The 17,784-nt window shown below is 54.7% G+C and carries 20 protein-coding genes; 12 read left to right on the top strand and 8 right to left on the bottom strand.

Features of this window, described 5'->3' with window-relative positions; translation table 11 throughout:
• Positions 1 to 10: 10 nt before the first annotated feature.
• Entirely contained in the window at positions 11 to 967 is a 957-nt protein-coding gene (locus HBM95_00695; protein NIH41471.1) for a deacetylase, read from the bottom strand.
• A gap of 150 nt (positions 968 to 1,117) precedes the next feature.
• Here HBM95_00695 and rfaQ point away from each other — a divergent pair, with 150 nt between their 5' ends.
• The 7 genes from rfaQ (at position 1,118) to coaD (ending at position 8,010) form a co-directional block, all read left to right on the top strand.
• The gene (gene rfaQ / locus HBM95_00690; protein ID NIH41470.1) at positions 1,118 to 2,188 is read left to right on the top strand and encodes a putative lipopolysaccharide heptosyltransferase III; all 1,071 of its coding nucleotides are present in this window, start codon (positions 1,118 to 1,120) and stop codon (positions 2,186 to 2,188) included.
• A complete protein-coding gene (locus HBM95_00685) occupies positions 2,185 to 3,312 on the top strand; it encodes a glycosyltransferase family 4 protein (protein NIH41469.1) in 1,128 nt (375 codons plus the stop codon). The genes rfaQ and HBM95_00685 overlap by 4 nt, the downstream gene beginning before the upstream one ends.
• Positions 3,313 to 3,314: 2 nt before the next feature.
• Complete coding sequence (locus tag HBM95_00680; protein ID NIH41468.1) at positions 3,315 to 4,415, top strand: glycosyltransferase; 1,101 nt, start codon at positions 3,315 to 3,317, stop codon at positions 4,413 to 4,415.
• A gap of 11 nt (positions 4,416 to 4,426) precedes the next feature.
• Complete coding sequence (locus HBM95_00675; GenBank protein NIH41467.1) at positions 4,427 to 5,416, top strand: glycosyltransferase; 990 nt, start codon at positions 4,427 to 4,429, stop codon at positions 5,414 to 5,416.
• Positions 5,417 to 5,482: 66 nt separating this feature from the next.
• Entirely contained in the window at positions 5,483 to 6,757 is a 1,275-nt protein-coding gene (gene waaA / locus HBM95_00670; protein NIH41466.1) for a 3-deoxy-D-manno-octulosonic acid transferase, read from the top strand.
• Positions 6,757 to 7,527 (top strand): glycosyltransferase family 2 protein, encoded by a 771-nt coding sequence (locus tag HBM95_00665; GenBank protein ID NIH41465.1) that lies wholly within the window; start codon positions 6,757 to 6,759, stop codon positions 7,525 to 7,527. The genes waaA and HBM95_00665 overlap by 1 nt, the downstream gene beginning before the upstream one ends.
• Before the next feature lie 3 nt (positions 7,528 to 7,530).
• Entirely contained in the window at positions 7,531 to 8,010 is a 480-nt protein-coding gene (gene coaD / locus HBM95_00660; protein ID NIH41464.1) for a pantetheine-phosphate adenylyltransferase, read from the top strand.
• 2 nt (positions 8,011 to 8,012) lie between these two features.
• Here coaD and mutM read toward each other — a convergent pair whose 3' ends face one another.
• The 4 genes from mutM to radC all read right to left on the bottom strand — a co-directional run bounded on the left by mutM (position 8,013) and on the right by radC (position 10,205).
• Positions 8,013 to 8,822 (bottom strand): bifunctional DNA-formamidopyrimidine glycosylase/DNA-(apurinic or apyrimidinic site) lyase, encoded by an 810-nt coding sequence (mutM, locus tag HBM95_00655; GenBank protein NIH41463.1) that lies wholly within the window; start codon positions 8,820 to 8,822, stop codon positions 8,013 to 8,015.
• A gap of 72 nt (positions 8,823 to 8,894) precedes the next feature.
• Complete coding sequence (gene rpmG, locus HBM95_00650; GenBank protein ID NIH41462.1) at positions 8,895 to 9,062, bottom strand: 50S ribosomal protein L33; 168 nt, start codon at positions 9,060 to 9,062, stop codon at positions 8,895 to 8,897.
• Positions 9,063 to 9,084: 22 nt separating this feature from the next.
• Entirely contained in the window at positions 9,085 to 9,321 is a 237-nt protein-coding gene (gene rpmB / locus HBM95_00645; GenBank protein NIH41461.1) for a 50S ribosomal protein L28, read from the bottom strand.
• A 218-nt stretch (positions 9,322 to 9,539) separates the two neighbouring features.
• The gene (gene radC, locus HBM95_00640; GenBank protein ID NIH41460.1) at positions 9,540 to 10,205 is read right to left on the bottom strand and encodes a DNA repair protein RadC; all 666 of its coding nucleotides are present in this window, start codon (positions 10,203 to 10,205) and stop codon (positions 9,540 to 9,542) included.
• Between the two features lie 173 nt (positions 10,206 to 10,378).
• Between radC and coaBC the strand changes: the two genes are divergently transcribed.
• From coaBC to slmA, 3 genes are all read left to right on the top strand, one after another.
• Complete coding sequence (gene coaBC, locus HBM95_00635) at positions 10,379 to 11,590, top strand: bifunctional phosphopantothenoylcysteine decarboxylase/phosphopantothenate--cysteine ligase CoaBC (GenBank protein ID NIH41459.1); 1,212 nt, start codon at positions 10,379 to 10,381, stop codon at positions 11,588 to 11,590.
• Entirely contained in the window at positions 11,568 to 12,026 is a 459-nt protein-coding gene (gene dut / locus HBM95_00630; GenBank protein ID NIH41458.1) for a dUTP diphosphatase, read from the top strand. The genes coaBC and dut overlap by 23 nt, the downstream gene beginning before the upstream one ends.
• Positions 12,027 to 12,147: 121 nt before the next feature.
• Complete coding sequence (slmA, locus tag HBM95_00625; protein NIH41457.1) at positions 12,148 to 12,744, top strand: nucleoid occlusion factor SlmA; 597 nt, start codon at positions 12,148 to 12,150, stop codon at positions 12,742 to 12,744.
• Positions 12,745 to 12,785: 41 nt separating this feature from the next.
• Here slmA and pyrE read toward each other — a convergent pair whose 3' ends face one another.
• Together pyrE and rph are read right to left on the bottom strand one after the other, a co-directional pair.
• Entirely contained in the window at positions 12,786 to 13,427 is a 642-nt protein-coding gene (pyrE, locus tag HBM95_00620; GenBank protein ID NIH41456.1) for an orotate phosphoribosyltransferase, read from the bottom strand.
• 67 nt (positions 13,428 to 13,494) lie between these two features.
• The gene (rph, locus tag HBM95_00615) at positions 13,495 to 14,211 is read right to left on the bottom strand and encodes a ribonuclease PH (GenBank protein ID NIH41455.1); all 717 of its coding nucleotides are present in this window, start codon (positions 14,209 to 14,211) and stop codon (positions 13,495 to 13,497) included.
• A 125-nt stretch (positions 14,212 to 14,336) separates the two neighbouring features.
• On the opposite strand from rph, the gene HBM95_00610 reads away from it, so the two are divergent.
• Together HBM95_00610 and HBM95_00605 are read left to right on the top strand one after the other, a co-directional pair.
• Positions 14,337 to 15,200 (top strand): YicC family protein, encoded by an 864-nt coding sequence (locus tag HBM95_00610; GenBank protein NIH41454.1) that lies wholly within the window; start codon positions 14,337 to 14,339, stop codon positions 15,198 to 15,200.
• 206 nt (positions 15,201 to 15,406) lie between these two features.
• Entirely contained in the window at positions 15,407 to 16,024 is a 618-nt protein-coding gene (locus HBM95_00605) for a trimeric intracellular cation channel family protein (GenBank protein ID NIH41453.1), read from the top strand.
• A 2-nt stretch (positions 16,025 to 16,026) separates the two neighbouring features.
• Here HBM95_00605 and ligB read toward each other — a convergent pair whose 3' ends face one another.
• Positions 16,027 to 17,697 carry an NAD-dependent DNA ligase LigB gene (gene ligB, locus HBM95_00600; GenBank protein NIH41452.1) on the bottom strand — a complete coding sequence of 557 codons (1,671 nt, stop codon included), beginning with the start codon at positions 17,695 to 17,697 and terminating at the stop codon, positions 16,027 to 16,029.
• Positions 17,698 to 17,784 lie beyond the last annotated feature (87 nt).

Here is a 17,784-nt window from a genome sequence, read left to right as displayed (position 1 = left end):
CATGCGGGCATTATTTTTTCTTGTACTGATAAAATTCCGCCAGCGTCATCCCAACCGTCTTATCGGATAACCAACTAAAGAGCACTTCCAGATCCTGATACAACCCTTCAATCGCCGCCTCATCTTTAAACGTAGGGCTTCCACCCGGCATAAATTCAGACGAGTGAAGCATAAACTCCATGTAGTCATTCCCCTGAGACAAGCATTGCTGCGCGACCTGAATCATCTGCGGCGCATTTCCACCCGTCGGTCGTAGCCAGTTCACGGAGGGCGAACGGTATTTCCCGCGAAGACGATCGTACCCCTGTTTGATCGTGTTCAACCAGGCCGGATGTTTATACTGAATGCTCATCGGCACTTCCAGCAATGGGCTATTGCCCGCCCGGGAAAGAGTATCTAAATCCATAAAATAGGCGTGGTCGGGGAAATGCTGATAGTCCGTTCCGCCATTACCCTGCGGGGCACCTTTCGCGTTGCGCCAGTTCACGCGCGGCGTCACGGAGCAATCAACCTGGTAGCCCAGTTCAACGAGCAATTTTGCATAGCGGCTATCAAATGCCCAGCGCCCGGCGCGGTGGCTCAGCATTTTGGTCTGGAATGTCTCTTCCAGCAGACGGGTCATGAACAGCACTTTCTCACGCATCACCTCGTCTGAAAATTCAATCAGATACGGCTGCCAGCGCCAGTCATCTCCCGTGAGATCGTGCTCAGGCGGGCTATTCCATGCGTGAAGGTGCATTCCCACCTCCCCCTGCCCGCGAGCAATCACGTCCCTGGCGAACTCAATGAAAACGGGCTCAATTGCCATCTCATAGTTTGTCAGCCATACGGGCTTAAAACCAAAACGTTCACAAAGGGTCTGAAAGCGGGCCAGATAGCGCGCGTTTTCCGTTTTAATGACGCGGTGATTCTGCCAGAGATTATCGCCCTCAGTATCAATCGTGATGATAAACGCTGGTTTTTTCATAATGAGTCCGCATGACAGGGAAGTTAGCGCTATGTTACGCACTCACCAAAGCCTGAGTAAAGCCTCCCTGGGAAATTCCTGAGATTATGGAGAAAGAGTGCAAGTCGCTACCAGGTCTATTAGAATTGCCAACAGTACAACGCCGATAAGATGATGATGAATAACTTACCTGACACGCCTGATTTGCGCATTTTACTGATCAAACTCCGCCATCATGGCGATATGTTATTGACCACTCCCGTCATTGATTCGTTACGTCAAAAATGGCCGCAGGCGCAAATTGACGTGCTGTTGTATGAAGAAACGCGCGATATGCTCGCCGCCCATCCGGCGATTGGCACTATTTATGGAATCGATCGTAAATGGAAGCAGCTGGGCACGCTAAAGCACCTCCAAAAGGAGTGGCAATTGCTCTGCGCGTTACGAAAGCAACATTATCATCTGGTGATTAATCTTGCCGATCAGTGGCGTAGCGCTATCGTCACCCGCTTCACCGGTGCGCCGGTTCGCCTCGGATTCGCCTTTAACAAACGCAACAATCCATTCTGGCGTTTCTGCCATAGCGAATTAGTCTCTGTTGCAAAGCACAAATCCCTGCACACCGTCGAACAAAATCTCTCCATTCTGTCGCCATTACAGGTCGCGCCTAAGCCGGCGGTTACCATGGCCTACAGCGCAAAAGACTGGCACCACGCCCGCCAGCAGCTGGTGCAAAAAGGAGTGGGCGATAACTACATCGTCATCCAGCCGACGTCACGCTGGTTCTTCAAATGCTGGGATGAGAGCAAAATGGCGCAAACCATCACCGCGCTGCAGCAGGATGGGCATACCGTCGTCCTCACGGCCGGGCCGGATAAAAAAGAGCTGGCGATGATCGATCGCATTCTCGCCGCCTCACCGAAGACGGGGGTCGTCTCGCTGGCGGGACAGCTAACGTTGCGCCAGCTGGCCTCGCTTATCGATCACGCGTGTCTTTTTATTGGCGTTGACTCCGTGCCGATGCATATGGCCGCCGCGCTGCAGACGCCCTGCGTGGCGCTGTTTGGCCCTTCCAAACTGACGTTTTGGTCTCCATGGCAAGTCAACGGTGAAGTCATCTGGGCGGGCGACTACGGCCCCCTTCCCGATCCCGACGCCATTGATACCAAAACGAAAGAACGTTATCTCGACGCCATTCCTGCTGATGCTGTCGTCTCCGCTGCAAGGAGATATCTGTCATGAAACACCATCGCCTGGCGATTGTTCGCCAAAAGTATCGCCCTGATGGCGGGGCGGAGCGCTTCGTTTCACGTGCTCTCACCGCGCTGAGCAACCAGAATCTTGAACTCAACGTCATTACGCGTGAATGGCAGGGCGAAAAGCAGGACGACTGGCATATCCATATTTGCGACCCGCGTAAATGGGGCCGCATCAGCCGCGAACGCGGTTTTGCCCATGCCGCCCGCGCGCTGTGGCAACAACAGCAGTTTGATATTGTGCAAAGCCATGAGCGTATCCCGGGCTGCGATATCTACCGCGCTGGAGATGGCGTCCATCGCCGCTGGCTGCTGCAGCGTGCGCGCATTCTGCCCGCCTGGCGCGCGCAGATGCTGATGTTCGATCGCTATCACCGCTACGTGATGCAAGCCGAACGAGAAATGTACCAGGCCCCAGAGCTGAAGGCGGTTATCTGTAATGCGGAGATGATCAAACGCGAAATCGTCGAAGACTTTGATATTGACGCAAAAAAAATACATGTGATTTATAATTCAATTGATTCCAGCCGCTTCATTCCAGCCCAGGAAGCACAGCGTGCCGCGCTGCGTCAGCAATTTGGTTTGCCAGCCGATGCCGTGGTGTTCTGTTTTGTAGGGTCGGGATTTGAACGAAAAGGATTGGCCAGCGCCATACGCGCTATCGCAGGAACGCCAGCCTGGCTGATTGTGGTTGGACAGGATAAAGCAGAACATCGTTATCGTGACCTCGCCCGCTCCTTAGGCTGCGAAGGGCAAATCCGTTTCCTGGGGATGCAGAAAGAAACTCTGCCTTTTTATCAGCTATCCGATGGTTTACTGTTGCCAACGCTGTATGATCCGTTTCCGAACGTCATTCTTGAAGCGATGGCCTGCGGCTTGCCCGTCATTACTTCAGAGAGCTGCGGTGGCGCTGAATTTATTCAGCAAGGCCAGAACGGATTTTATTGTGACGCCCTGGATATCGACACATTGAAGGAGGCAATTGCAGCCACCCCTTCTCTGGGAAAAAATAACACGATGGGGCAAGCGGCACGTGAACGCGTAAAAAGCGCCACCCCCGAAAAACTGTCAAGTCAGCTTATTTCGCTTTATCAAAAATTACTGGATTAAAAATGCGTATCCTAATGATTATTGATGGTTTACCCGGTGGGGGAGCTGAAAAAACAGTTCTTACACTTTCCAGCGGATTAATGGAAATGGGGCATCAGGTCTCTCTTTTCTCTCTGCGGAAAGTGTGTGATTACGCCATCCCGGAAGGCATTGATTATCAGGTGGTTCAGGATACCTGCAAAAAACCGTGGCGAAAGCTGACGGAGATCCCACGCCGCGCCCGCCTGCTGGATCAGGCAATTGAGCGGGCTGAGCGCAGCGGAAAATTTGACGTTGTGTTCTCTCATCTGCACAAAACGGACCGCATTGTGGCGCACTGCCGCGCGCTGGAACGTGATAAAGTCTGGTTCTGCGTGCACGGCATGTTCTCTTTCTCTTATCTCCGACACCGCAGCGGGCTTTCGCGCTGGTTTAAGCATCTTAAAATTCGTCATACCTACGAAAACCGAAACGTTGTCGCCGTCTCAGGCGCCGTGTTGAAAGATCTTTCCGAGACGCTGGCTCTCAAACTCCGGCGTAAAGCGGTTATCCATAATCCTTTTGATATCCCTGAGATTCAGCGTCTGGCGGATGCCCCCTTCGAGATGCAAGGGAAGGATTACATCATCCATGTTGGCCGCTTCCATGAACACAAACGCCACGACCGCCTTTTACGCGCGTTCGCACAGAGTCAGCTTGACACTACGCTTGTCATGATGGGCAATGGCTCCGAAGCCAAAATTCAAAAACTTAAGCAGCTTGCCCGCGATTTGGGTATTGAAAACAAAACGGTTTTCCGTCCGTTCGACGCTAACCCCTACCCCTGGATAAAAGGTGCACGCCTCTTAGTGTTAAGTTCTGACTGCGAAGGTTTTGGTAATGTGCTGGTGGAATCCATTATCTGCCAGACGCCACCGGTCAGTACCAATTGTCCGGGTGGCCCCGCAGAAATCCTCACCGGCGCCTTAACGCGCGGGCTGGCAGAGTTAAATGACGCGTCACTGGCAAAAACCCTGGTAGATATTTATACCGCCCCGCCGGTCGTTGGCGATGCAACGATTGCATCGTTCGGTATCAATGCCATCTGCCAGCAGTACATTGCTTTGGTCGACAATCAAAAATAATCAGGTTTCTTATGCAAAATTCAGCGCCAATGTTAAGCGTGGTGGTTGCCGTTTATAACGGCGAAGCTTTTCTGGATCAGTTCTTTACCTGCCTTGTGAATCAACGCATCGACAGCATGGAAGTCATCATTGTCAATGACGGCTCGACTGACCGCTCGATGCAGATCGTCGAAAGCTGGCGTGAAAAACTGCCGCAGATACAGGTGATTGAACAGCATAACCAGGGTGTTTCCATCGCGCGTAATACCGGCCTGGCCGTTGCAACCGGTCAGTATCTCTCTTTCCCGGATATTGATGACGTCTTCAAACCTGGCATGTACCAGCGTCTGCTGGATATGGCCGTTACGCAGGATCTGGATGTCGCCACCTGCAACGGCAACTATGTCTGGGAAAATGACAGGAAACCTTCTCGCCCTATCTTCCCTGAGGATAAACTCGCCTCGACGGGCGTCATGACGGGCCCGGCATGGCTGAAGATGGCGCTGGATTCACGTAAGTTCCTGCACGTGACCTGGCTTAATATTTATCGCCACGATTTTATTCGTAAACACCGTTTCCATTTCGAACCCGGCCTGCGCCATCAGGATATCCCGTGGACCACCGAGGTGCTGCTTGCCGCAGAGCGCGTTCAGTACACCAGCGAACGCTTTTATGACTACTACATTCACTCTGCCTCGGTATCGCACACGCCGGATAATGACGACACGCTGATTCGCTCCGCGCGCCACTACATGAAAATCCTGCAGATGCTTGATGCCATTAACCAGCGTTACCCGGATAAAGTGAAAAATATCCCCGCCTGCTACTGGCAAATCGCCAAAGAGGGGTTGGGAATCATTCATACCTTCGACAACATGAAGGATGAGGCAAAGAAGACAATGATTATCAAAGAGTTCTTCGACACCGGGATCTGGAAGCTTATCTGGAAAAGTGCCAAAAGCCCGCGTTTGCGCTGGCGCCTGGGCCGACGCTACTTCCGTTTAAAACGGTATCTGGCATAAGAGATAGCTTTACCTGGCTTAAATGCTTAGAATTTGCCCGCCGAAACTAAAAAGACGGATAATCGCTTGGAATTGTTGTATACCGCCCTGCTCTATATCATTCAGCCACTGGTGTGGCTGAGACTGTTGCTTCGTAGCCGTAAAGCGCCTGCGTATCGTAAACGCTGGGCTGAACGCTATGGCTTTTGCCGCAATAAAGTCGCGCCGGACGGTATTTTGCTGCATTCCGTTTCTGTTGGTGAAACGCTGGCGGCGATCCCGCTGGTTCGCGCTCTGCGCCATCGCTACCCGTCTCTGCCAATTACCGTCACCACCATGACGCCAACCGGCTCAGAGCGCGCGTTATCCGCGTTTGGTAAAGACGTTCATCACGTCTACCTCCCTTACGATCTGCCCTGCGCCATGAATCGTTTCCTGAACACCGTTCGCCCGAAGCTGGTGATCGTGATGGAAACCGAGCTGTGGCCGAACATGATTTCCGCTCTGCACGCCCGTAAAATTCCGCTGGTGATTGCCAACGCGCGCCTGTCAGAGCGCTCGGCGAAAGGCTACGGCAAGCTGGGTAAATTTATGCGCCGCCTGCTGAGCAAAATCACGCTGATTGCTGCGCAGAATGAAGAAGACGCGGCACGCTTTATCTCTCTGGGCCTGAAGCGCAACCAGCTTGCCGTAACCGGCAGTCTGAAATTCGATATTTCCGTTACCCCTGAACTGGCCGCCCGCGCCATCACGCTGCGCCGCCAGTGGGCTCCGCGTCGTCAGGTCTGGATTGCCACCAGTACTCATGAGGGTGAAGAGGCAATTATCCTGCAGGCGCACCGCAAGCTGCTGGAAAAATTCCCTGATTTACTGCTGATCCTCGTGCCTCGTCATCCGGAACGTTTTAAAGATGCCCGCGAAATGGTGCAGAAAGGCGGCTTCAGCTTCACTCTGCGCAGCAGCGGAGAGATCCCTTCCGGCAGTACCCAGGTGGTGATTGGCGATACGATGGGCGAACTGATGCTGCTCTACGGCATTGCTGACCTCGCCTTTGTTGGCGGAAGCCTGGTGGAACGCGGAGGCCATAACCCGCTGGAGCCGGCAGCCCACGCCATTCCTGTGCTGATGGGGCCACACACGTTTAACTTCAAAGATATCTGCGCGAAATTACAGCAGGCCGATGGTTTAATTACCGTGACCGATGCGGACTCGGTCGTCAAAGAGGTATCGACCCTTCTGACGGACGAAGATTACCGCCTGTGGTACGGTCGCCACGCCGTCGAAGTGCTGCACCAGAATCAGGGCGCACTCACCCGTCTGCTGCAGCTTCTGCAACCTTATCTGCCTCAGCGGAGCCACTAATGTCTACGCGTCTGTCGGTCGTCATGATCGCCAAAAACGCCGCCGACCTGCTTCCGGACTGCCTGGCCTCCGTCGCCTGGGCTGACGAGATCGTCATTCTCGACTCCGGAAGCACGGACAACACGGTGGACGTTGCCCGGGCAGCGGGCGCAAAAGTCTTTACCAATACTGACTGGCAAGGCTATGGCATCCAGCGCCAGCGCGCGCAGGGGTATGCCACCGGTGATTACGTGTTGATGCTCGATACCGACGAACGCATCACGCCGGAGCTTCAGCAAGCCATCCAGGCGGTGCTTTCCTCGCCCAAGCCTGGCACCGTATACAGCATCGCCCGCCGCAACTACTTCCTTGGCCGCTTCATGCGCTACAGCGGCTGGTATCCTGACCGCGTGATGCGCCTCTACGAGCGCGAGCGCTATCAGTACAACGACAATCTGGTCCATGAATCCCTGACCTGCGACAGCGCCCAGGTCATCCCCCTGACGGGCGATTTGCTGCACCTGACCTGCCGTGATTTCGCCAGCTTCCAGCAAAAGCAGCTCAACTATGCCACCGCATGGGCGCAGGAGCGTCACCAGCGCGGCAAGAAGGCCTCGCTGACGGGTATCTTCACCCACACGCTGGGTGCGTTTCTGAAAACGCTGCTGCTGCGTGGTGGCGTGCTGGACGGTAAGCAGGGCTGGTTACTCGCGGTAGTGAATGCCCAGTATACTTTCAACAAATACACCGAGCTGTGGGCGCTCTGCCGCGGCTACTCAGAGAAAACGTGAGCCATGAGCACAAAAGCGATTTATCCGGGTACCTTCGATCCGATCACCAACGGTCATCTTGATATCATCACCCGTGCGGCATGCATGTTCGACAAGCTGATCCTGGCCATTGCCGCCAGCCCCAGCAAAAAGCCGATGTTTGACCTCAACGAGCGCGTAAAGCTCGCCACCGATGCCATTTCGCACCTGCCGAATGTTGAGGTGGTCGGGTTTAGCGACCTGATGGCAAACTTCGCCCGCGCCCAGCAGGCCAATATTCTGATCCGTGGCCTGCGCGCGGTGGCAGACTTCGAGTATGAGATGCAGCTGGCGCACATGAACCGCCACCTGATGCCGGAGCTGGAAAGCGTATTCCTGATGCCATCAAAAGAGTGGTCGTTTATCTCGTCCACGCTGGTGAAAGAGGTGGCGCGCCATCACGGGGACGTTACCCATTTCCTGCCGGATAACGTCCACCAGGCGCTGATGGACAAGCTAAAGTAGCGCTATTTCTGGCACTGACGGCAGTAGAACGTGGCTCGCTGGGCGTGCTTTGCGGCAGCGATCGGCGTCCCGCATACCCGGCATGGCTCACCTTTACGGCCATACACCTGCAGCTCCTGGGCAAAATAGCCCGGTTTACCGTCGCTTTGCAGGAAGTCCTTCAGCGTGGTCCCGCCCTGCTCAATCGAGCGCAGTAATACGGCTTTAATGACCCGAACCAGCAGCTCACACTCCTGCGCCGACAGCGATGAGGCCTGCCGATCGGGATGGATCCCGGCCGCGAACAGCGATTCACTGGCGTAAATATTCCCCACGCCGACCACCAGCTTGTTATCCATCAGCCAGGGCTTGATCGGAGCCTTCTTCTTCGCACACTTCTCTTTCAGGTAGTCCGCGTTGAACGCGTCTGAAAGCGGCTCAGGGCCCAGATGCGCCAGCACGTTGTGTCCTTCCAGCTCCTTTGTCCACAGCCACGCGCCAAAACGCCTGGGATCGGTGTAACGGAGCACTTTGCCGTTGCTCATGACCAGATCGACGTGGTCGTGCTTTTCCGCAGGCAGTTCTTCGGTCAGGATGCGCAGGCTCCCGGACATCCCCAGATGGATAATAATCCAGCCGTCAGGCAGCTCCAGCAGCAGGTATTTCGCGCGGCGCTGCACGCTAAGGACGGGTTTGTCGCTTAACGCGTGGATCTCATCGGACACCGGCCAGCGCAGACGTCCATTACGAACGACAGCATGAAGAATAGTCGCGCCGACCAGATGGGGCTCAATGCCGCGACGGCTGGTCTCTACCTCAGGTAATTCAGGCATGGTTCCTCCGTTGAGATGCAGAATGCAAAAAACCCCGCAGTTGCGGGGTTTTTCAATACAAGGAGGCTAAAATTATTTGATTTTAGCTTCTTTGTACAGTACGTGCTGGCGTACAACTGGATCGAATTTTTTCAGTTCCAGTTTTTCCGGCTTAGTACGTTTGTTCTTCGTGGTGGTGTAGAAGTGACCTGTACCAGCAGAAGAAACCAGCTTGATTTTCTCGCGAATACCTTTAGCCATGATTTATTTCCTCTTTAAGTACTTAGTACTTTTCGCCACGGGCACGCAGTTCAGACAGAACTGTATCGATGCCTTTCTTATCGATTACACGCATACCTTTAGCAGATACGCGCAGGGTGACAAAACGCTTCTCGCTCTCAACCCAGAAACGGTGAGAGTGCAGGTTCGGCAGGAAACGGCGTTTAGTCGCGTTCAGTGCGTGGGAACGGTTGTTACCGGTCACCGGACGCTTGCCAGTAACTTGGCAGACTCGGGACATGTCTATTCTCCAAAAATCAAATTAGCTCGAGCTTCGTATGGGGTATCGGCGCCTCGTCAGGCTTTACAGCCCGGTCATCGCGTAGTTCTAAGTGAACTCTCGATTGCCAGGCCCAAATGCCAAACCCGAGATTCTCAAAGGTGGCGTAGTATACGCTGACTCGGCGGTGTGCTCAAGTCCCGAACAGACAAAGATCCCGATGGATCGCCAGAAATAGCCTAAATCCAGCCATGTTCTGCAAAAGAAATGTACTCTCCGCGGCCAATTATCAGATGGTCCAGCACACGAATGTCCATGAATTGACAGCATTTGATAATGCGCTCGGTGATTTCTTTGTCCGCTCTGCTCGGTTCTGCACAGCCAGAGGGGTGATTATGCGCGAGGATCACGCCTGCTGCATTCACTTTTATCGCTTCGCGCACAATTTCACGCGGATGCACCTCAACGTGGCTCAGTGTACCTGAAAAAAGGCGGGTATGCTTAAGCACCCGGTTTCGGTTGTCGAGAAAGATCACCATAAAGATCTCCCGCTCCAGACCGGATAGCTGGCTTTGCAGAAATTCGCGGGTCATGTCAGGGGTAAGGATCGGATCTTGCTCCTCCATCTGCACGTTATAAAATCGCCGGGCAAGTTCAGCAATACCCCGTAACTGGGCATATTTCGCGACGCCAATGCCTTCTACGTGCGCAAACTCCTCCAGTTCGGCGGTCAGCAAACCATACAGTGAACCAAAATGGTCTATCAGATTTCTCGCCAGCGTAAATACCGTTTTTCCCTTCGTACCTGTACGTAAAAAGAGCGCCAGCAGTTCGTCGTCTTTTAATAACGTGACGCCATGACGCAGCATTTTTTCGCGCGGTAGCAGCAGTTCAGTCTCTTCCATGCCCGGCCTCCTTCTGTTTGCCATTATGCTGCCACAGGCAAATCCGGGGCTCGACGCTGAGGTTTCGTTCTTGCGTAGCGCCTCGCAAAGTGAATAAAGGACTTCATCACCCCGTATTTGGGATTGTGATAAAATGCCCGCTCTCTGGTGAAACCCAACAGGAAAGAATCATGATGAGCCTGGCCGGTAAAAAAATCGTTCTTGGCGTGAGCGGCGGTATTGCTGCCTATAAAGCGCCGGAGCTGGTGCGTCGTCTGCGCGAGCGCGGGGCGGACGTGCGGGTCGCGATAACCGAAGGCGGTAAAGCCTTTATCACCCCTCTGAGCCTGCAGGCGGTTTCAGGATACCCGGTATCTGACAGCCTGCTCGATCCGGCCGCCGAAGCCGCGATGGGGCATATTGAGCTTGGGAAATGGGCCGATCTGGTGATTCTTGCCCCAGCCACGGCGGATTTGATTGCCCGCGTGGCGGCCGGTATGGCGAACGATCTGGTTTCGACCATTTGCCTCGCGACGCCTGCACCTGTCGCCGTTGTGCCCGCCATGAACCAGCAGATGTACCGCAATGCCGCCACCCAGCATAATCTGGAGACGCTGGCCTCGCGCGGCCTGCTTATCTGGGGCCCGGACAGTGGCAGCCAGGCCTGCGGCGACGTTGGCCCAGGGCGTATGCTCGACCCGTTGACGATTGTAGATATGGCTGCCGCCCATTTCTCACCTGTCAACGATCTGCAACATCTCAACATCATGATTACTGCGGGTCCCACGCGCGAGCCGTTGGACCCGGTGCGCTACATCACCAACCACAGCTCCGGCAAGATGGGCTTTGCAATTGCTGCCGCAGCGGCAAAACGCGGTGCTAACGTCACGCTGGTCAGCGGCCCGGTCTCGTTACCTACGCCACCTTTTGTGCAGCGCATTAATGTCACCACCGCGCTGGAGATGGAAGCCGCCGTGCAGGCTCATGCGCAACATCAGCAGATTTTTATCGGCTGTGCGGCCGTGGCAGACTATCGTGCCGAGACCATCGCCGAATCTAAAATCAAAAAGCAAGGTGATGAATTAACACTGAAAATGGTGAAAAACCCGGACATTGTTGCTGGGGTCGCCGCACTAAAAAACCATCGTCCTTACGTTGTTGGATTTGCCGCAGAAACGAATAATGTGGAAGAATATGCCCGGCAAAAACGTACCCGCAAAAACCTCGATTTAATTTGCGCGAACGACGTATCGCTGGCCACGCAAGGATTTAATAGCGACAGCAACGCACTGCACCTTTTCTGGCAGGATGGAGATAAAATCTTACCGCTTGAGCGCAAGGAACTCCTGGGCCAACAATTACTGGACGAGATCGTTACCCGTTATGATGAAAAAAATCGACGTTAAGATTCTGGACCCGCGTGTTGGCGAGCAATTCCCGCTGCCAACCTATGCCACCTCCGGCTCTGCCGGACTTGACCTGCGCGCCTGTCTCGATGACGCCGTAGAACTGGCTCCCGGTGCCACTACCCTGATCCCGACTGGCCTGGCGATCCACATTGCTGACCCATCTCTGGCGGCAGTGATCCTGCCGCGCTCTGGTCTGGGCCATAAGCACGGCGTTGTGCTGGGTAACCTGGTCGGCCTGATCGACTCCGACTACCAGGGTCAACTGATGGTATCCGTCTGGAACCGTGGCCAGGACAGCTTCACCATTGAACCGGGCGAGCGTATCGCGCAGATGGTTTTTGTACCGGTGGTTCAGGCAGAATTTAACCTGGTGGCAGACTTTGATGCCACCGACCGTGGCGAAGGCGGCTTCGGCCATTCCGGGCGCAAATAACCGCCCGACACACACGTATCTCGCAGCGCCATAACGCAATAACAAACCGCAAACGCCAGTTTGCGGTCGCTGTGTGGATGCCAGCCTGGCAAGTGCTTATTTTTCAGGGGTATTTTGTAACATGGCAGAAAAACAAACCGCGAAAAGGAATCGTCGCGAAGAAATACTTCAATCTCTGGCTCTGATGCTTGAATCCAGCGATGGCAGTCAACGCATCACCACCGCTAAACTGGCCGCCTCTGTTGGCGTGTCTGAAGCGGCGCTGTATCGTCATTTCCCCAGCAAAACAAAAATGTTCGACAGCCTGATCGAGTTTATTGAAGACAGTCTGATCACACGCATTAACCTGATTTTGAAAGACGAAAAAGACACCACCGCGCGTCTGCGTCTGATTGTGCTGTTAATTCTGGGCTTTGGGGAACGCAATCCGGGTTTAACCCGTATCCTGACCGGCCACGCGCTGATGTTTGAGCAGGACAGGCTGCAGGGCCGCATCAATCAGCTTTTTGAGCGTATTGAAGCACAGCTGCGCCAGGTGCTACGCGAGAAGAAAATGCGTGAAGGTGAAGGATACAATACGGATGAGACATTGCTGGCAAGCCAGATCCTGGCGTTTTGTGAAGGCATGCTCTCCCGCTTTGTGCGCAGTGAATTCAAATACCGACCAACGGACGATTTTGACGCCCGCTGGCCGTTAGTGGCAGCGCAGCTGCAGTAGCACCGCAGGCCCGGTAAGCGTAGCGCCGCCGGGCAATTCAGTTACACGCCAAACTCTTCGCGATACGCCCGCACCGCCGCCAGGTGATCCGCCATCTCTGGCTTCTCTTCCAGATACGCAATCAGGTCTTTCAGGGTGATGATAGAGGTCACTTTGCAGCTGTAATCACGCTCTACTTCCTGGATAGCAGAGATATCGCCGCAACCACGCTCCTGACGATCCAGAGAAATAAGCACGCCAGCCAGCGTCGCGCCGTTGGCCTGGATAATCTCCATAGATTCACGGATCGCAGTGCCTGCGGTGATCACGTCGTCCACCAGCATCACGCGGCCCTGCAGCGCGCTGCCTACAAGATTACCGCCTTCACCGTGGGTTTTGGCCTCTTTGCGGTTAAAGCAGTACGGCACGTCGCGGTCGTGATGTTCCGCCAGCGCGACTGCTGTGGTGGTCGCAATTGGAATGCCTTTGTAGGCCGGGCCAAACAGCAAGTCAAAATCAATCCCGGAATCCACCAGCGCTTCGGCATAGAAACGGCCTAACAGGGCCAGATCGCGCCCGGTATTAAACAGCCCGGCGTTGAAGAAATAGGGGCTCTTACGCCCGGATTTCAGCGTAAATTCGCCAAACTTAAGTACCTGTTTATTAATAGCAAACTCAATAAACTGGCGCTGATACGATTTCATGGATTCGCTCCTTTGGTTTTTCTGTCTTACAGGCAAAAAAAAGGCGACTCACTGGTCGCCTTTAAAATCAATTTTCTAACGCCGCTTTCTGCGTCGTTACAATGGATTCGATCCCCCCTCGGGCCAACGCCAGCAGGGAGAGAAGTTCTTCATGGGTGAACGGCTCGCCTTCCGCCGTGCCCTGCACCTCAATGATGCGGCCATCTTCGGTCATCACCACGTTCATGTCGGTCTCGGCGGCGGAATCTTCAACGTATTCCAGATCGCAAAGCGCTTCGCCGTTAACGATCCCCACGGAAACCGCCGCGACCATCCCTTTCATTGGGTTGGTTTTCAGCTTACCGGCTGCAACCAGCTTGTTCAGGGCATCCGCCAGCGCTACGCAGGCACCGGTAATGGACGCGGTACGCGTGCCGCCATCTGCCTGAATTACGTCGCAGTCCAGCGTAATAGTGAATTCACCGAGAGTTTTCAGGTCAACGGCAGCGCGCAGCGCACGTGCGATCAGACGCTGAATCTCCATGGTACGGCCGCCCTGCTTACCCTTTGCCGCTTCACGGGCATTACGAGTGTGCGTTGCGCGTGGCAGCATGCCGTATTCGGCGGTGATCCAGCCCTGACCCTGGCCTTTCAGGAAGCGCGGAACCCCTTCTTCGATGGACGCGGTGCACAGCACTTTGGTGTCACCAAACTCAACCAGCACGGAGCCTTCAGCGTGTTTTGTATAGTTACGGGTCAGGGTGACGGGACGCACCTGATTGGCGCTACGACCTGATGGACGCATGATGGATTCTCCGGCTTGAAACGAATGTGGCTGCGCATTATACGGATAAAGGACGCTTATTCCTATCCTGAGAAGCCCCCGAAAGCTATAATCCCCCCATCTCTCCTTTAAAAACGGGAATGTCTATGATCCGCAGTATGACCGCCTACGCCCGGCGTGAAATCAAGGGTAGCTGGGGTAGCGCTACCTGGGAAATGCGTTCGGTAAACCAGCGCTATCTGGAAACATATTTCCGTATGCCGGAACAGTTCCGCAGCCTTGAACCTGTGGTGCGCGAGCGTATCCGTACGCGTCTGACCCGCGGGAAAGTGGAATGCAACCTGCGCTTTGAGCCAGATGCCAGCGCGCAGGGCGAACTTATCCTCAACGAAAAGCTGGCGAAACAGCTCGTGAATGCGGCGAACTGGGTCAAAATGCAGAGCGATGAAGGCGAAATCAACCCGGTTGATATTCTGCGCTGGCCTGGGGTCATGGCCGCCGGTGAGCAGGATCTGGATGCCATTGCCGCTGAAATTCTGGCAGCCCTCGACGGCACGCTGGACGATTTTATCGTTGCCCGAGAAACCGAAGGCCAGGCGCTAAAAGCGATGATTGAGCAGCGTCTTGAAGGCGTGAGCACCGAAGTGGCCAAAGTCCGCACCCACATGCCAGAAGTGCTGCAATGGCAGCGCGAACGACTTGTCGCCAAGCTGGAAGAAGCGGAAGTTCAGCTGGAAAACACCCGTCTGGAACAAGAGCTGGTGCTGATGGCGCAGCGCGTTGACGTGGCCGAAGAGCTGGATCGTCTGGAAGCGCACGTGAAAGAGACCTACAACATACTGAAGAAGAAGGAAGCTGTAGGCCGCCGTCTGGACTTTATGATGCAGGAGTTCAACCGCGAGTCGAATACTCTGGCGTCTAAGTCTATCAATGCTGAAGTGACCAACTCAGCGATTGAACTGAAGGTTCTGATTGAGCAGATGCGCGAGCAGATCCAGAATATTGAGTAATCCCTTTTTGGGTGGTATCGGCTGATGCCACCCATTATTATTTCTAATTCGAATTTTCACACCTTTTCCAATTCACCTGCCAATAATCAACCATATTCAGCATGTATTGATTAGATTTTATAGGTGAAATCCAATCGCCTTAGAAAATCTCAATCGTGATCTTGCGCACAAATCGCTAACCTTCCCGCGTTCACACCGGAGGGTATATGCTGCTTCACATTCTTTATCTCATTGGTATCACCGCAGAAGCCATGACTGGCGCTCTCGCCGCCGGGCGTCGCCGGATGGACACCTTCGGCGTGATCATTATTGCTACTGCAACCGCGCTGGGCGGCGGTTCCGTGCGCGATATCCTGCTTGGTCACTACCCGCTTGGCTGGGTGAAGCATCCTGAGTACGTGATTATCGTCGCAACGGCTGCCGTATTAACCACCATAGTGGCACCCGTTATGCCCCATCTGCGCCGCCTGTTCCTGGTGCTTGATGCGCTGGGGCTGATCGTTTTTTCAATCATCGGCGCGCAAATCGCGCTCGATATGGGGGAAGGTCCGGTTATCGCTACCATCGCGGCCGTGGTCACGGGGGTATTCGGCGGCGTGCTGCGCGATATGTTCTGCAAACGCATTCCTCTGGTCTTTCAAAAAGAGCTGTATGCCGGCATCTCCTTCGCCGCAGCGGTGCTCTACATTGCCCTGCAGCATTACGTTTCAAACCACGACGTGGTGGTCATCTCCACGCTGCTGTTTGGCTTTACGGCCCGCATGCTGGCGCTGCGTCTGAAGCTCGGGCTGCCTGTGTTTCACTATAAGCACGGCGCTCACTAATCTCAGAACCCGTTGATGTGCTGTCCAGCGAGCCACTTCGCCAGCACATCAATCTCTGGCGCGTGCAGCCAGCTAACGATTTGCCGCGCCTTCTCCTCTCCCGTTCCCGGCAGGGTCTGCCATGACTTTGCGCTGCGCTCGCTCATCTTCTGCCAGGACACCTCCCCTGAAGCCTTCAGCGACGCCTGCGGTAACGGAACACCCAGAGCCATAATCCAGCGGATGAAAGGCTGCTCGCGCACCTGATTAAAGCGGTGCCAAAGTGCGAGCCCGCGCGCTGCGGAAAACCCCGGCGTCGACTGCAGCTGTTCCTGCGTTAATAGCAGCCATGAAAAGAGATGTTCAAAATGATGTGCCTGCCAGAGCATCCGCCAGCCTGACTCACCTAATCCTTCAATGTTGAATACCTGCTTTGAACTGAGCCACGTCAGCCGGGCAAAGAACTGTTCCATACACGCTGGCGAGGCATAAAAGCAGCTAAGGGAGTGATAACGCGAGGCCGGTGGTTCTGGTTTTTGTCTGTCCGTTCCTCGCCAGACCACCTTATCAAACCGGGGGATACCCTGCCCGGCCAGACTTACCTGAACCTGATCGCCCGGGGCAATATCCAGCCTCTGCCAGCGCCCAACCGAACCCAGGCTCACTCGCTGCACCTGTTTATCGTCCAGTTGGACAGGCTCCAGTGCCGCCACGACAGAAATTTTGCCCGTGCGCCCCACGGAAAAATGAATATTTCTGACCTCAGCGACCTGTGCTGCAGGCGAATATTTCCACGCGATGACCCAGTTGCCTTCGCCAGGCAGCCAGCGCTCCCCTGAAGGAGACTCAGCAGACCGAACCACTATGCCATCCGTGGCAAAGGGTAATGCCGTGTTTTGCCAGGCCAAACGCTGTTTTTCAACAGCATCAACAGTCTGTACGGGCAGCGTATAGCGCGCCGTCAGGGAAAAACCTGCGCTGGACAGCTCAGAAAGCCTGTTTTCCATTCCCTTCGGTCCATCCGGCCAGGCCCAGATAAATATTCCCGTCTGGTTCAGAAACGCGTTGTCCTTTTGTCGCATCATCGCGCCCGCCACTTTTGCACGTGCATTCATTCCGCCCATCTGCCGCTGGACGTGGTTTTCGCGTAGCCAGAAAAGCTCCCCCTGTAAGACGCTGTTTGCCAGCACGCCGGATACCTCCTTAGGCACGGACGGAATCAAACGCACGCGTGCCGTCCAGTCCTCGCCTTTTAGCCCATTACCACGGCTGATCGCCCGGGCTAGCTTTCCGTTGCGATACACAAGCGTCACTGCCACGCCGTCGACTTTTGGCTGCATCCAGAGATTTTTCCGGCCGTGCATCCACTGGCTCAGCGCTTCTTTGCTGGCTGCTTTACGTACCCCCGTATGGGCAACAGGATGTTTTACGCTTCCCGTCAGCGCGGGGAGTTTCTCTTCTGAAATCTCACTGCCAAAACAGCGCTGCCACTGCGTTAACCGCCCGTGAAGCTGGTCGTACACGTCGTCGTTTACATCGCTCGCCCCCTGCTTCCAGTAGGCATCATCCCAGCGTTTTATCTGCGCGCTTAACGACGCAATCTCTTTCTCTGCTTTTGCCTGCGACCACACCGGACACACCGCCGCGCCATAGCCACACCACAACACCAGTAATCCGCTTATCCATCGCCACATTGCTACCCCTCCTTTGCGTTGCAGGAGGTATAACCTGCCGATCAAAACAACGCTAACGGCAACCTTTCGCTTTACGAGGCGCTATCC

The sequence above is a fragment of the Enterobacter asburiae genome, from assembly GCA_011754535.1.
Taxonomy (GTDB): domain Bacteria; phylum Pseudomonadota; class Gammaproteobacteria; order Enterobacterales; family Enterobacteriaceae; genus Enterobacter; species Enterobacter cloacae_N.
Note: the sequence above shows the minus strand (reverse complement) of the source record. Positions and strands in the feature narration are given on the sequence as shown.